This window comes from Massilibacterium senegalense (assembly GCF_001375675.1).
Taxonomy (GTDB): Bacteria; Bacillota; Bacilli; order Bacillales; family Massilibacteriaceae; genus Massilibacterium; species Massilibacterium senegalense.
The window spans coordinates 1,645,722-1,660,469 of the sequence record NZ_LN831786.1 but is presented as its reverse complement, the minus strand read 5'-3'; the positions used below and the strand labels follow the sequence as shown (position 1 = coordinate 1,660,469).

Sequence of the window (14,748 nt, the reverse complement as noted above, 5' to 3'; positions counted from 1 at the left end):
AATGTTCATGCCAGAACAATTGGCAGAAAGACTGCTTGAATTTATGCAAGAAGAAGCATACAAGCCATTAACGGTAGACGAGCTAGTAGAAGCATTTGACATGGAAGATGCGGAACAGTTTAAGTTATTAATTAAAACATTAAATCATTTAGAACACGAAGGTTACGTCGTGCGGACGCGGACGAATCGGTACGGTATTCCGGAAAAAATGAATTTAATTCGTGGGAAAATTAGCGGCCACGCTCGTGGATTTGCCTTTTTATTACCAGATGAACAAGGGATAAATGATGTATTTATTCCAGGAAATGAATTACATTCCGCGATGCACGGAGACACCGTTATTGTACGGCTTAGCCCGACATCAAAAGGGAATAGACCTGAAGGAACGGTTATTCGGATTATTGAACGTGGTGTAAAGGAAGTCGTCGGAACGTTTATGGATAGTAAACATTTTGGATTTGTGGTAGCGGATGATAAACGAATTCCAAACGATATTTTTATTCCAAAAGGAAACACGTTAGGTGCAGTCGATGGTCATAAAGTCGTTGTAAAAATTACTAAGTATCCAGAAGGACGAATGAGTGCGGAAGGGGAAGTTGTGGAAATTTTGGGACACAAAAATGACCCTGGTATCGATATTTTATCCGTTATTTATAAATACGGGTTGCCGCAAGCGTTCCCGGAAGATGTGTTAGAACATGCGAATAGTATTCCAGAAGAAGTAGCAGAGGCCGACATGCTCGGTCGTCGCGATTTACGTCACGAAACGATTGTTACAATTGACGGAGCAGATGCGAAAGATTTAGATGACGCAGTTTGTGTGCGCCGTTTAGAAAACGGGAACTACCATTTAGGTGTGCATATTGCCGATGTTAGCCATTATGTGACGGAAAACTCACCGATTGATGTAGAAGCATATGAACGCGGGACAAGTGTTTATTTAGTAGACCGAGTTATTCCGATGATTCCGCATCGATTATCTAACGGCATTTGTAGTTTGAATCCGAAAGTGCCGCGCCTTGCCATCTCGTGTGAAATGGAGATTAACGCAAAAGGGGAAGTCGTTCGTCATGAAATTTTTCCAAGTGTGATTCAGACGACAGAACGAATGACGTATCACGATGTGCGACTTATTGTCGAAGATGAAGATGATGACGTACAAGAAAAATATCGTGAACTCGTTCCGATGTTTTTACGAATGAAAGAATTAGCACTTTTATTACGCTCTAAACGAATGAATCGTGGAGCAATTGACTTTGATTTTAAAGAAGCAAAAGTGTTAGTTGATGAAGAAGGAAATCCGCTGGATATCATGCTTCGTGACCGGACGATTGCTGAACAAATTATCGAAGAGTTTATGCTTGCAGCGAACGAAACGATTGCTGAACATTTCCACTGGTTAAAAGTGCCGTTTTTATATCGAATTCACGAAGATCCAAAAGTGGAAAAACTCGAACACTTCTTTGAATTTATTACGAACTTTGGTTATGTCGTTCGCGGAACAGCCAACACTGTTCATCCACGAGCGTTACAACAATTGCTCGATGAAGTAAAAGATACACCAGAAGAAACCGTCATTAGTACCGTCTTATTACGGTCGATGCAACAAGCAAAATATGATCCAAATTGTTTAGGACACTTCGGGTTATCGACTGATTTTTACACACACTTTACTTCACCGATTCGTCGTTATCCAGATTTAATCGTCCACCGCTTAATTCGTACGTATTTATTTGAAGGAAAAATGGACGAGCAATCACAACTGCATTTTTCAGAGCAATTAGACGACATTGCCCGTCAAACATCCGAACGTGAACGCCGAGCAGTAGATGCGGAGCGGGAAGTAGACGATATGAAAAAGGCAGAGTTTATGGAAGATAAAATTGGACAAGAGTTTGACGGCATTATTAGTAGCGTCACAAACTTCGGAATGTTCGTAGAATTGCCGAATACAGTAGAAGGACTCGTCCACGTCAGTTATTTAACGGATGATTATTATCATTTTGATGAACGCCATTTAGCAATGATTGGTTCACGAACAGGAAATGTGTTCCGCATCGGGGATGAAATCCAAGTTCGCGTCGTACAAGTAAATAAAGAAGAACATTCTGTTGACTTTGAAATAGTCGGGATGAAAGGAGCGAAAAAACGTCCACGTCAAGATCGACCAAAAGTCATTGAAGGCGGGAAACGGAGAGAACGCCCAAGAAATAAAAAGAAAAGACCATTTTATGATGGTGTTGCAAAAAAGAAAAAACGTAAAAAGTAACAAACTCCTCTCCACATATTGGAGAGGGGTCGTCTGGTAGGGGGGAGTTTTGGAAATGCCAAAAGGTACTGGAAAAGTCGTTGCGCAAAATAGAAAAGCAAATCATGATTATTTTATTGAAGAAACATTTGAAGCTGGTATGGTATTACAAGGCACAGAAATCAAATCGATTCGCGCTGGACGCGTGAACATTAAGGATTCTTTCGCACGCGTACAAAACGGCGAAGTATTTGTCCATAACATGCACATTAGCCCATACGAACAAGGGAATCGGTACAACCACGATCCACTGCGCACACGAAAATTATTGCTTCATAAAAAGCAAATTGATCAATTAATCGGATTTACGAAAGAACAAGGATACACCCTTGTCCCTTTAAAGATTTATTTGAAAAATGGGTATGCAAAACTATTGCTAGGTGTCGGACGTGGGAAAAAGAAATACGACAAACGAGAAGACTTAAAGAAAAAAGCAGCTAAACGCGAAATCGAACGCGCCTTCCGCGACCAACAAAAAATGTAATATTCCTTGCATTTTACAAGGAATATGCTATAATATCAATACACTAAGTAATATCTACTTTCTTGTAACGGGGACGTTACGGATTCGACAGGGGTAGGTCGAGCTTAGGTTGCGAGTCGAGTCGGCAATCTCGTAAATAATGCCAACGCCAAAATAACTGGCAAACAAGAACAAAACTTCGCTTTAGCAGCGTAAGCTAGCTAGCGGTCTCCCCGTCCATCGCCCGTGTGGTACGGTACGGGACTCACTTAAGCGGGATACGTCGTTTATCTGCCGTCTGAAGGTAGCGAAAGAGAACAACCAGACTAGCTTTAACTGGCGCCAGTTGATGGGCCGATGATAAAGCGAACCCTTTAAATACATCAACTACACTCGTAGACGCTTAAGTGCCGATACTTTTGGACGTGGGTTCGACTCCCACCGTCTCCACCAAATACATATTTTTGGTGGTATTTTTAATCAGAACAGTGTAGTTATTCAACACTTCTTATATTTGATTCAGTTTAAAAGCCGTTCTCAAAGGAGATACGGCTTTTTTTTAACATTTGAAGAGGTGGTGTTTTTTATGAAAAAAATTTATTTAAACTCATCTGAATTTAATCGAGTGCTGAAAAATTTGCATTTAGAAAACCTATCTTTATCACCAGCCCTTCAAAAAAAGGTCATTGAACTTTTGAATACACATAAAGCTCTCACACCAAACATTATTAAGGAAGCTTTGAAACATGAGCAAGTACAATGAGCCCCTAAAGGATGATTACCTCTTAAAAAGTAATTTACTAGGAATTACAGATTTTAAAAGCCTTGAAAAAGCTGAGTCTTTTGTTTTTTCTTATCGTGCCGGTCAAATGGAACAAAATGAATATAAAATTAATAACTTTCAACTAGAAGATTTCAATAATTTACACAAACATCCTTTTTAGGATATTTATGCATTTTCTGGTCAATTTCGTGGTGTTCAACTAATGAAAGGATCTACACGTTTTTGCCAATCTTTATTTATGGATGCTTATGCACAAGATCTTTACAAAAAATTAAATGCCGAAAATAAATGGGACTCTTTAAATCAGAACTCAATATGTTACATCCTTTCCGTGAAGGAAACGGTCGCACCATTCGGATTTTCCTAAATTACTATGCATTATCAAAAGGGTATGTATGGGAACTACATGGATTTTGAAGAGACAGAGAATACCTAACTAAATGCCATGATTCAATCTGTTACGAATATAGAACCATTAGAGCATTTATTTACGGAGACATTGCAGAAAGAAAGTATAAACTAAATCATTTAAAAACTGTCTCTCTTTTGAGAAAGTTTCTTTCGTTATGTGGGAGTGTATAATTTACAAAAACAAGAAGTGAGACTTTTACTCTTTTATGATGCACTTGTCCGTCTTGCTAAACGACATGAAGACGATTGTTTTGTACAATAATAAAAGTACCCCAGCCCTGCCAAAGCGAAGGTGTGGAAAGAATATGCTCATATTTATGATAGTTTCTCTACTACAATATGCTAGAAATTTCATGTCAACTTAATGTAAGAGTAGTAAATGGAAAGAAAAATGCCGGAGAAAAAGCCTTTATTTATATCGATATATACAATATAAATGAGCGGGATAACATGGATCTTAATACGTATTTTACGGATATTTATTACTATACTTCATTCGAAACATGAACAGATGATTTCCCATCAAAGCATTCGAATTTTGCAAATTATTCAGAAGGAAGAAACTGTGACTGTTCGGTATCTGTCAGAAGCATTAAATATTTCTCATAACACGGCTTCAGAGCATGTGAAGAAATTAGTTCATAATGGAGGGGTTATAAAACAACGTGCAGATGAAGATCAAAGAAAAGTATATATAAAGTTAACGGAAGATGGATTGCAGGTAGTGAAGAAAAATCCAGAATTAGATGAAGAAAAATTACAAGCAGCTTTGAACAAACTGAGTGAACAGGAAAAAAAGATAGTCTTACAAGCGTTTCGTTTGTTGAGTAGGGTGGCAAAATGATGGTTTGGGTCAAGTTTTTTTACTTCTGCTCTGATTATTGTTTTTGTAACGGAATTAGCTAAAAGATTCCCTTTATACGGGGGAATTATTGCTGCATTGCCGTTAATCAGTCTACTCAGTATATTTTGGTTAATGGTTCAAGGAGAAATGGTCAAGTAAATTCAAACCTTCACGATCAGGGTCATTTTAGGGTTACCAGCAACGATTATTATGTTATTAGCTGTGTGTGGAATATTAAAACAATATTTTCTTTTTTTGTTATTTTTAGATAATATGATATCATATAGTGAATATTCTCCTAGTGCATCTACTCTGTTGTCAATATCTTTTTTCAAACCTTTTATCCCAAGTAAGACACCAGTATGTTCTCCAAAATCTTGATAAACGGCTTCTTTTAAATTAGACTTAATGATTTCAGATACATAAAATATTGATATAGTTCCAGCTAACATTAAAGCAATTGAACCAACAATTATAACTAGCCATTTTTTCGAGGGAATACCAAATTTAATGCAATTTTAAGCATTTATTTCATTCCCCTCTTTTAATCTTTCATTTTGCATAAGAAGATTATACCATATTATCAGAAATATTATTATGAATACCGCTATTGGAATGAAAGTGGTTTATTCCAAGCATCATCCTAAGCTGAGTATTATTTTGAGTTTCAAAATAAAAACTAAACTTTGCCATAGAAAGGTACGAGTTAATGAAAATTATCGGGTTTATCTTTATCATCTTAGCAATATATTTCTTCATTGATTCTGAAGAATTTCCCCGAACAATTCCTATTGCATTTTTGGGAGCTGGTGTCACTTTCATAGTGCTTGGTTTTAATTAAGTGGGACGAAGAGCTAAAGAGAAAACACCAACAATCATTGATATATTTAGATTGTAGGTGTTTTAACTATTTTTTGTTTACTCATTTTCGCTTAGTGATACTAGTATCACTAAGCGAAAATAGTGTGAAAACTTAACAATTCTTATAATAGGATCCATGGGGGAGCAAGATTCTACAGGTTAGTATTAGAAGAAGTTTACATAGAATTATTATCCTTCATAAGTGATCCCGCTAGTGGCATTATCATCAAACAAGTTTTCTTTTTTAATGTATTTCTGCAAAGAATCGGATTGCTTGTGCCTGGTTTGTTTCATAATTTGATGCTCTGCTTTTCCTGCTTTGGCGGCGGTCGAACAAAACTCACTATGGAGACCATGAGCACCGTATCGTGTTGGATCCAACCCCACATGCTCACAATGTTTCTTAACAATTAATCCTACAGAGTGTACCGTTAAACGCCCCAACATGTTGCCGTGTCGGTCAATTCTTCGAAAAATGTATTCGTCTGTTATCCCCGATACAGATAATCAATACTCCATGAGACGAACAGGACATGTTTTCGGATTATTTCCAAAAGGCAACGCAACCTGTTGCTCTTCTCCCTTTTGATCCGTTTTATTCCGATATAAGTTTGCTATTAACCCATCATTGATAAATTAAACATGTTCGACATCCAATCCGACTAATTCACTCCGGCGGAGGGCTCTAGACCATCCGATGACCAGGAGGGGACGGTCGCGATGATTGATAAGACGTTCTTCTTCAATACGAGCCAACAATTGACGCAACTCATCCAGTCACGAGTCATCTTTTCTTTCTTCTTTGAGCCCAATAGATCGTTGTAAACCCTCCCGTACCCCTCGGACTAAGGCCGTTTTGATTGGACTCTTATATCCTGCGGTTTCATGTCGCTGAGAAATGGCAATCACTTTTCGTTTAATAGTCGATGTTTTATTCGACTGGCCAAGGTATGTAATAAAATAAGCAATCGTTTCTGAAACAGCTGGGAGCGAATCGAAATTATTTTAGTCACACCATTTTGTAAATTGTGTCCAATTGTATAGTGCAAAATAAAAGTACAGAGTTATGACATGAAAAAATACATAACAATGCACTAAGAATTTCAAAAAAAAGCCTTGCAAGCCCCCCTAAATTTTCTCTACTGTATTGGTTGACGAATCAAATAAGTGGAGGTAGAAAGGAATGCTAGCAAAGTCTGAATTCAATTGTATCAAATTAATGAGAAATGAAAAATCTTTATCTATTAATAAAATTTCTAAAACATTAGGGATCAATTGGCGTACTGCCAAAAAATACGCTGATGAGGATCCATTACCAGTCGAAAGTAAAATATAAAAAGGAGTTATTGATTTAAGAAAAATCAATTTGATTGTTGATGCAGTAGATAATCTAGGAAAGAAGCTATTGGGAGATATTAAAGAACAAGCAAAATTTAATTTAATGATGGAGGCAAGAAATTGTTCTGAAGAATAAGCAGAAGAAACTGATATGGTTAGATTTAGTTGATATAGTAAGTCTCCTAAATAATCGACAGAAGAAGCCAAAATTATTTTGAAAGCAATGGATGAAGCTGTTATTGACAATATGAAAATGCCTGAACATCCAAAAGGAAAAGGAATCTTTATTTATCTAAATATGATAAAAGAAGATTGAAAGAAAAGTCTTTCATTTATCAAAAAAATGAATCGGCACCTCATTATAAAGGGTTTATTAAAATATATTCACAAAAACTAATAAAAGGAGAAAGTAAAAATGAAAACGTATATCGAACAACTTAACAATGATGTTATTAATCAAGAATGGATGAGAGAAATGGTAGAATTGTGGAATATAAATGCTATTGAAACTGCAGATTGTGAGTTAGATGAAAGTGATAGAGAGGCTATACATGAGCAATTAAAAGAATACATTACATCAAAATATGGGATGGTTGTGGTGGCGATGAATGAACATCAGCAGATTATTGGTTATAGTATTGCTTCCGTAAAAAAAGATTTAGTTAGTGGAGAATTATCTGGTCAATTAGATGAAGTTTATGTAGCACCAGAGTATAGAGGAAAGAAACTTGCTAAAAAATTAGTAGATAACGTAATAAAATGGCTTGATCAACAAAATATCTCTTTGATTCATGTTCATGTTGATATAGATAACAAATTAGCTTTAAAGTTTTGGGAGAAAAATGGATTCGATATAGAGTTTTTTACCCTATCCAATAATGAATAGATGTATTTTAATGAATTGAACAATTTTTTTCATAGGTGGTGTCAAGAATTTTGTGTGCATCCCTTTTTCACTAGCATTGCATTAATCGTATAATTTAGAGCCTTTGGGGTCAATGTTTTCAAAATATAAAAAATAAAAGCACTACCCCAAGTACTGTTTAATGAAAATTCATAGCACAACACTTGTACAGACCGTGGAGCTACCTAATGCTTATTATACAACATGATATGCAGGAATTATAGGAGATAGAACGAACCTATCCATCATTTTGAAACTACTTTAAATTTGATCCTGTCTTTCGGTATGACTGTTTTTTAATTCGCTTCGATCAAATTTCTTATTCGAGAATGATTGCTACCATAAGTGGATTGGATGCAATGGACTCCTTTTATTTTCTATTAACTAATGACTTCTAAAAAAAGACAATATTTCCTTTTGTGTGACTGAATTTGAGGAAGAGAACGTGTGAAGGTCACTAAAAAGGAAAAAATCCCTTAAAATGCGTGGACGAAAATCTAAAGTTTATGGTGAACAATGGTTGAAAAAAACATCCAGAAGACGAGGTTATTCCAATTTATGTAAAATAAATCACCCATCAGTTGTAAGATTCCGTAGAAAAATTATACAATGTATAAGGTTCAATTGAAAAATAAGCTTTGCCTATAATGAATTACATCGATGATACCTTTTCTCTATTTTCTTTTATTCAGATTATTTTGGATAAAAATGAGCGTAATGTTTCAAAGTAAAGATGTAGTCATGTATAATAAAATAATACGCAAGGAGGTATTTTTTATGACAAAAAAATTAGTACAAATTGATTTTCCAGCAGATGGTCCATTCGGAGAAGAAATGTCTACTGCTTATAAAGAATTAGCAGAAAGTATTGAAAAAGAACCAGGTCTCATTTGGAAAATATGGACAGAAAATGCAGAAACGAAAGAAGCAGGTGGAGTTTATTATTTCGAAGATGAGGAATCAGCAAAAAAATATGTAAAAATGCATACAAAACGATTACAATCGTTTGGAATTAGTGGAATTCGATCCAAAATGTTTAATGTGAACGAAAAATTAACAGCTATTACGAAGGGCCCAATTCAATAAGTAAAAAAAAGAAGATGGCCTAGATGACATAGGTATTGTTCATAAAATTGATGATAGAGAGAACATACTTATTTTTAAGTGGATGAAAAATGTCAAAGAGTTTGGCCATCTTCTCCTCTTTATATAAAAGAGGACAATACATATACTATAACATGATAAATAGGAAAATGGTAGCAATAGTTAAGGAGTACAAAAGGGGTGAAATGATGACAAAAGTGCATTGGGATGAACGGTTTAATCAAGAAGAATATGTGTATGGAAAAGAGCCAAATGTGTTTATTCAAAAGGTAGGCGCTATTTTAGCGAGGGGAGATGTGTTAGCGATTGCAGAAGGGGAAGGACGCAACGCTGTCTATTTGGCGACATTAGGACACAACGTCACAACGTGGGATTATTCTCAAGAAGGCTTAAAAAAAACAAAACAATTGGCTGCTGAACAAAATGTTGATATTCAAACTGTTTGTGTGGATTTGAATGAAGCACCTTGGAAAGAAGACAAGTGGGATCATATCATTTGCGTGTTTGGTCATTTCGACAAATCATTGCGCCATCAAACATTGAAACAGATTGAGAAAGCAGTAAAAAAAGGTGGTACGTTTATTTGTGAAGTATATTCGACCGAACAATTAAACTATCAAACAGGTGGACCAAGAGATATTCGGATGTTATATGAACCAGAAGAATTTTTGACCGTTTTTAAAGATTGGAATATCAAACATTTCTTTTTAGGGGAAGTCGTACGAAAAGAAGGAATATTACATGAAGGAACTTCTCATGTAATTCAATTTTATGGAGTTAAAAAATAGTTCTTATCCGTTTTTTGATGAGAACTATTTTTTTATGATAAAACTTTCTATACGAAATAGATGCGTCAAATTCATCTTATTAGGTTATTGGTGGGCTATTTACTTTCGAGAATTGAGAAGCTATTGATAAACATCATTAGCTTTTTTTTGTTGTCTAAAAATTTTTTTAAAAAAAGTGTAGGGTTTTTCTTTTTTATTTCGTTTATGATAGTGAGGAACAAAGGAGGGGAGCTATGATTGATAAACGAACTGTTGCACAATTAAAAGAAAAAGATGAACATGCTATCGCTGTTTGGATGAAACAATCGTATCGTTATTATTACTCTATCGTTTATTCAATCATCAAGCATCCTTTAGATACAGAAGACGTGCTGCAAGAAGTGTTTGTTAAAATTTTACAGTCCATTGACACTTTTCATGGAGATGAGTTTAAAGCATGGTCAGCGAAAATAGCCGTTCATGAAGCAATTGATTACAAACGAAAGCTTGTGAGAGTGCAAGATTCATTAACGAGAGATGATGCGGTGATTACTTTTCTTGCATCAGAAGAAACGGTAGAGAAACAAGTGTTAACGGAAGAAAAAAGACAATTTATTTTAGCGACTTTACGAAAACTTCCGTCTGACTACCGGTTTTACGTCATTGATTTTTACTTAAAAGGGTTATCATACGAGGAAATTGCTAAAAAAAGAAACGTAGAAAAAAAGAATGTGGAAATGAAATTATACCGTGCACGGTCATGGTTACGAAAATATTGGAAGAAGGAGGAATGGTGATGCATATTTCGAAAGAAGACATTCGTCGTTATGTAAAAGGAGAGACTGTTCCAGATGAAATGAAGCAAATGGAAGAACACCTATTTTTATGTGATGCCTGTTTACAGGAGTACCTAGAAATAGTGGAACAAGATGTACACGTAGAAATTGATGATTGTCCAGATGCACTCGTTACCTCTGTTCTTCAAGATGTAAATGGCATTTCACAATCATTTGAAAAAGTATATCGAAAACGAGAGAAAAAACAGACGATGAAACATTATATCATCGCTGCTTCGATTACGCTTGTATTTTTAACGAGTGGCTTATTTGAAAGTGTCGTTTCTACTTTTTCAACGGTAGAACAAAAAATAAACAATAACGAACCAATTGCATTAGAAGTAGTAGACGAGATGAAAGAAGTTTTATTATCGCTAAAAGGAGGGAAATAAGATGAAAAAAAGTCCAGTTATTGCAATTTTACTCGCGTTCATTCCTGGATTCGGTCATTTGTATTTGGAAAAACGGAGTAAATTTTTTCTGTATATTTTGTTTGAATGTATGTTGATTATTGGAGCAGTAGGAACCGGTATACTTGGTATTGTTCCGTTAATGGTTGTGTGTGTATTATTATTTGGTGTTGTTTGGTTGATTAGTTTTATTGATACAATGGTGACATATAGTCATTTAGAAAGGGAAAGTATTCCATCAGAAACGGATAAAAGCATGCGAGAAGAACGATTTTATTCTATCATTTTGTCTTTTATTCCTGGACTTGGTCATTTTCAATTAGGATTAACCTATCGTGGATTGACACTATTAATCGCTGCTTTTGGATTTAGTGCGTTAAATATTTTTATCGCTATTTGGTTAAATAACGGTAGCTTTTTAGTGTTTTTAATGTTGCTTCCAATCTTTTGGATGTACGCGGTGTACGATATTAACCAACAACTTGCAAAAAAAGAACGTGGGGAGGAATTAATGGATGCTTCGATATTTTCTGATTTGGAACAGGCTTATTCGCAAGAAAAAAACAAATTTTTTTCGATTATTTTGTCTCTTATTCCTGGTTTAAGCCAAATGTATTTAGGTTTACAACAACGAGGCTTTCAATTGTTATTACTTTTTTTCGGGGCCATTTTTATTGTTGATTTTTTAAATGTATCAATTTTATTTTTATCGATTCCATTAATTTGGTTCTTTAGTTTTTTTGATTCGTTGCAAAAGTATAGTGAATACAAAGAAGGCATCCTTATAGATGAACCGGTGTTTAAACAATTTATTCATCAAAAAAAGTGGATAGGGATAGGATTTATTTTGATCGGTTTTTATGTCTTGTTCCAAAATAGCAATCTGTTTCTTCCAGACCACTATATGGAGAAATTTTATCAATATGAACATTACGTTCAGACAGCTATCGGATCAATCATTTTAGTGGGGATTGGTGTGTATTTATTAGCTGGAAAAAGAACGGGGGAAAAAGAATGAAAACATATCGTGTTGGAACGTGGACGTTTGGAATTGTATTAATCGCTATGGGGGTTGCAGGGATTTTTTCCATTTTCAAAGGAGAGGAGAGCTTTTTATTACTGGCTCTTTGGTGGCCACTTATTTTTATTTTGTTAGGTGGCGAGATTCTATTATTTTTGTATCGAAAGAAAAAAGAAGGCACTTCTTTTTCATACGATTTGTTTAGTTTATTTATCGTAGGTTGTTTTGCTTTTTTCGGACTTCTCTTATTTAGCCTTACACAAACAGGAATTATTCAAGAGGTGAAGGCTGTCGTTAGCGGACAACGAGATGTGGTACATTTAAAAGCTTATGAGGAATCGGTAGAAGGAATAGAACGTATCGTTCTATATACGAATGAACGAGTGAAAATCGAAACAACGGCAGAAAAAAATATATCGATTTTTGGGTCTGCCCAAACGATTAATAAATCATCATTTGTTCAGTCATTAGAAAAAAATGATTATGTAAAAATGAAAAAAGCAGGTACCACGCTTTTTGTTCATATCAATGAGCTACCTACACATCCTTTTTATCGTGAGCAAAACGAATCTACTATCATTGCTTTGCTTCCTGCAAATGTTCCAGTAACCGTGAACAGTGAAAATAATGATTTAGAAATAGCGTTCAATGAACCGACTAATCAATGGAGTATAGAGGCAGCAAATTTTTTAACCATACATGCTAGACATCAACAAGGAGTGATTGATGCATCCTTATATTCAGAAGAATTAAATGGAGATGCAACGTGGGAAACAATTGAAACAACCGAACAAGGTGCCCATGGAACCATTCGTCTTGGTGCTGGTGATTCTATCGTAAAAGTGAACAACGTCCATCAAATTTCCGTATTTGTAGAAAAATAAAAAAACACCGCTTATTTTTGAAGATAAGCGGTGTTTTTTTACTTTTTAATAGGCCAGCTCCGATGGGCTAGCGACTGTCGTAATAAGTCACCCGATTCAGAGGCGCCTCTTCCATCGCGCGTCTTCGCTGATCGAACCCATTCCGCTTTTTCTAGAATGCCCAGTTTCCTTTGCGGAAGATTGGTTCTATTTTGCCGTCGTGTGTGATTCCATCGATATCCATTTCCCTTGATCCAATCATGAAGTCTACATGGATAAGGCTGTCGTTTGCTCCGTGGGCATCAAGTTCTTCTCGGTTCATGTTTTGACCGTCTTCTAGACAAGTAGCATACGCACTTCCAATAGCTAAATGGTTTGATGCGTTTTCATCGAATAGCGTGTTGAAGAAAATAAGATTTGCATTTGAGATGGGAGAGTCGTGTGGAACGAGGGCGATTTCCCCTAGAAAATGCGAACCTTCATCTGTTTCGATTAAACGTTGTAATGTTTCAAGCCCTTTTTCTGCTTTTGCATCGACAATTTTTCCATTTTCAAATGTTAATGTAAAGTTTTCAATTAATGTTCCACCATAGTTTAACGGTTTTGTACTTGTAACGTAGCCATTCGCACCCGTTTTAAGTGGTGTTGTAAACACTTCTTCTGATGGTAAGTTTGCAATAAATGTGACACCACGTTTATCTGTACTGCCCGCACTTAACCATTGGTGCCTTTCGTGTAAGTCCACTTTCAAGTCTGTTCCAGGTGCACGATAATGAATTGTTTTATATTTTTTCTTATTTAAATAGGATGCTTTTTGATCTAAAGTGTCGGCATGGTTTTGCCAAGCTTTTACGATGTCATCTTGTTCTACGCGTAAAGTTTGATAAATAGCTTCCCATAAACAATCTACTTGTTCTTCTTCGCTAACATTTGGGAAAACGTGTTTTGCCCAAGCTTTTGTTGGAACAGAAACAACACACCAACTAACGGTATCCGTTTGGATGGCTTCACTAAATTTTTTCATCGCTTGTCCTTTTGTTTTTTGTGCAGCAGCAATGCGTGTTGGATCGATTCCTTTTAATAGTTCTGGATTTTCTGCATGAATCGATAAAAAGGCTGCTCCTTCTTCCACCATTTGTTCAAAGCCTTGCACTTTCCATGAAGGAAATTCTAAAAATGCTTCGTCCGGTGCTTCTTCAAATTTGATGCGTGCTAATTCTTCGTCTATATAGTTAACGTACACATGTTTTGCGCCTGCTTTATAAGCTCGAGTGGTAACTGCGCGAACAAATTCCGCTGCTTCAAGTGGTGCGTTAATATGTAATGTTTGGTCTTTTTGAATGTTAACTCCTAACCGAACGACTAGTTCAGCGTACTTTTTTAAGTTTGTCATGTTAATCCTCCATTATTTCATTAAATTCATGTATCTTTATTTTACCATTGTATGTCGAAACAACATAATTTAGAACTCACGGCTCTTTTGGGAATGTGATACAATAAAAATCAAATAATGATTGATAAAGGAGAATTTCGTTAGATGGAACATAAAACAGGTCTTTACATAATGTACATCGTATCATCCTTCCTTATTTTCGTTGCAGGAGCCATTTTTACTATTTTTGAACCGCCTGAATTTTTAAGTTGGATTGTCGCTATTTATGGGATTATCGCAGGGCTTTACGCTTTTGCTTTTAAAGAGAAAAAAGGATGGCTTTATTATTTAGGGTTAATTGGATTCGGTGGTAACATTCTTTTACTTATTGTTTATATAGGATTTTTATTTGTTTAAGTCCACTAATAGAGTGGACTTTTTTTATGCCTTATTCTTCTGTCG

18 protein-coding genes and 1 other RNA gene are annotated in these 14,748 nt (G+C 35.6%); 16 read left to right on the top strand and 3 right to left on the bottom strand.

The annotated features are described in order from the left end of the window. Positions 1-7 precede the first annotated feature (7 nt). The 7 genes from rnr (at position 8) to BN1372_RS11600 (ending at position 4,810) form a co-directional block, all read left to right on the top strand. Entirely contained in the window at positions 8-2,269 is a 2,262-nt protein-coding gene (gene rnr, locus BN1372_RS11625) for a ribonuclease R (protein ID WP_062199652.1), read from the top strand. Between the two features lie 55 nt (positions 2,270-2,324). Beyond that, positions 2,325-2,792, top strand: coding sequence for an SsrA-binding protein SmpB (gene smpB, locus BN1372_RS11620; protein ID WP_062199649.1), 468 nt, complete (start codon positions 2,325-2,327; stop codon positions 2,790-2,792). Positions 2,793-2,861: 69 nt separating this feature from the next. After that, positions 2,862-3,224: a transfer-messenger RNA gene (ssrA, locus tag BN1372_RS11615) on the top strand. 133 nt (positions 3,225-3,357) lie between these two features. After that, a complete protein-coding gene (locus BN1372_RS11610; RefSeq protein ID WP_062199647.1) occupies positions 3,358-3,534 on the top strand; it encodes a hypothetical protein in 177 nt (58 codons plus the stop codon). Beyond that, the gene (locus BN1372_RS11605) at positions 3,518-3,715 is read left to right on the top strand and encodes a hypothetical protein (RefSeq protein ID WP_062199645.1); all 198 of its coding nucleotides are present in this window, start codon (positions 3,518-3,520) and stop codon (positions 3,713-3,715) included. The genes BN1372_RS11610 and BN1372_RS11605 overlap by 17 nt, the downstream gene beginning before the upstream one ends. A 128-nt stretch (positions 3,716-3,843) precedes the next feature. After that, the gene (locus BN1372_RS15890) at positions 3,844-3,972 is read left to right on the top strand and encodes a Fic family protein (RefSeq protein ID WP_082419034.1); all 129 of its coding nucleotides are present in this window, start codon (positions 3,844-3,846) and stop codon (positions 3,970-3,972) included. A 430-nt stretch (positions 3,973-4,402) separates the two neighbouring features. After that, positions 4,403-4,810, top strand: coding sequence for a MarR family winged helix-turn-helix transcriptional regulator (locus tag BN1372_RS11600; RefSeq protein ID WP_407656464.1), 408 nt, complete (start codon positions 4,403-4,405; stop codon positions 4,808-4,810). 161 nt (positions 4,811-4,971) lie between these two features. Here BN1372_RS11600 and BN1372_RS15270 read toward each other — a convergent pair whose 3' ends face one another. Together BN1372_RS15270 and BN1372_RS11590 are read right to left on the bottom strand one after the other, a co-directional pair. Further along, positions 4,972-5,262, bottom strand: a complete 291-nt coding sequence (locus BN1372_RS15270) for a hypothetical protein (RefSeq protein ID WP_062199643.1) — start codon at positions 5,260-5,262, stop codon at positions 4,972-4,974. Positions 5,263-5,860: 598 nt separating this feature from the next. Further along, positions 5,861-6,052 (bottom strand): site-specific integrase, encoded by a 192-nt coding sequence (locus tag BN1372_RS11590; RefSeq protein WP_147515376.1) that lies wholly within the window; start codon positions 6,050-6,052, stop codon positions 5,861-5,863. Between the two features lie 802 nt (positions 6,053-6,854). Between BN1372_RS11590 and BN1372_RS15265 the strand changes: the two genes are divergently transcribed. From BN1372_RS15265 to BN1372_RS11555, 8 genes are all read left to right on the top strand, one after another. Beyond that, complete coding sequence (locus BN1372_RS15265; RefSeq protein WP_154662988.1) at positions 6,855-7,007, top strand: hypothetical protein; 153 nt, start codon at positions 6,855-6,857, stop codon at positions 7,005-7,007. A 417-nt stretch (positions 7,008-7,424) separates the two neighbouring features. Continuing rightward, positions 7,425-7,895, top strand: coding sequence for a GNAT family N-acetyltransferase (locus BN1372_RS11585; protein ID WP_062199639.1), 471 nt, complete (start codon positions 7,425-7,427; stop codon positions 7,893-7,895). Between the two features lie 795 nt (positions 7,896-8,690). Next, a complete protein-coding gene (locus BN1372_RS11580; protein ID WP_062199637.1) occupies positions 8,691-8,999 on the top strand; it encodes a monooxygenase in 309 nt (102 codons plus the stop codon). Between the two features lie 206 nt (positions 9,000-9,205). After that, positions 9,206-9,805 carry a class I SAM-dependent methyltransferase gene (locus BN1372_RS11575; RefSeq protein ID WP_407656463.1) on the top strand — a complete coding sequence of 200 codons (600 nt, stop codon included), beginning with the start codon at positions 9,206-9,208 and terminating at the stop codon, positions 9,803-9,805. Between the two features lie 233 nt (positions 9,806-10,038). Next, positions 10,039-10,581: an RNA polymerase sigma factor gene (locus BN1372_RS11570; protein WP_062199633.1), complete on the top strand. Its 543-nt coding sequence runs from the start codon at positions 10,039-10,041 to the stop codon at positions 10,579-10,581. After that, entirely contained in the window at positions 10,581-11,012 is a 432-nt protein-coding gene (locus BN1372_RS11565; protein WP_062199632.1) for an anti-sigma factor, read from the top strand. The genes BN1372_RS11570 and BN1372_RS11565 overlap by 1 nt, the downstream gene beginning before the upstream one ends. Before the next feature lies 1 nt (position 11,013). After that, positions 11,014-12,048: a hypothetical protein gene (locus BN1372_RS11560; protein WP_062199630.1), complete on the top strand. Its 1,035-nt coding sequence runs from the start codon at positions 11,014-11,016 to the stop codon at positions 12,046-12,048. Next, positions 12,045-12,935 carry a hypothetical protein gene (locus tag BN1372_RS11555; protein WP_062199629.1) on the top strand — a complete coding sequence of 297 codons (891 nt, stop codon included), beginning with the start codon at positions 12,045-12,047 and terminating at the stop codon, positions 12,933-12,935. Before BN1372_RS11560 ends, BN1372_RS11555 begins: the two co-directional genes overlap by 4 nt. A 151-nt stretch (positions 12,936-13,086) precedes the next feature. Here the strand turns inward: BN1372_RS11555 and BN1372_RS11550 are convergent, their stop codons facing one another. Beyond that, positions 13,087-14,307, bottom strand: a complete 1,221-nt coding sequence (locus tag BN1372_RS11550) for an aminopeptidase (protein ID WP_062199628.1) — start codon at positions 14,305-14,307, stop codon at positions 13,087-13,089. Positions 14,308-14,451: 144 nt separating this feature from the next. On the opposite strand from BN1372_RS11550, the gene BN1372_RS11545 reads away from it, so the two are divergent. Continuing rightward, the gene (locus tag BN1372_RS11545) at positions 14,452-14,703 is read left to right on the top strand and encodes a hypothetical protein (RefSeq protein ID WP_062199627.1); all 252 of its coding nucleotides are present in this window, start codon (positions 14,452-14,454) and stop codon (positions 14,701-14,703) included. Positions 14,704-14,748: the final 45 nt, after the last annotated feature.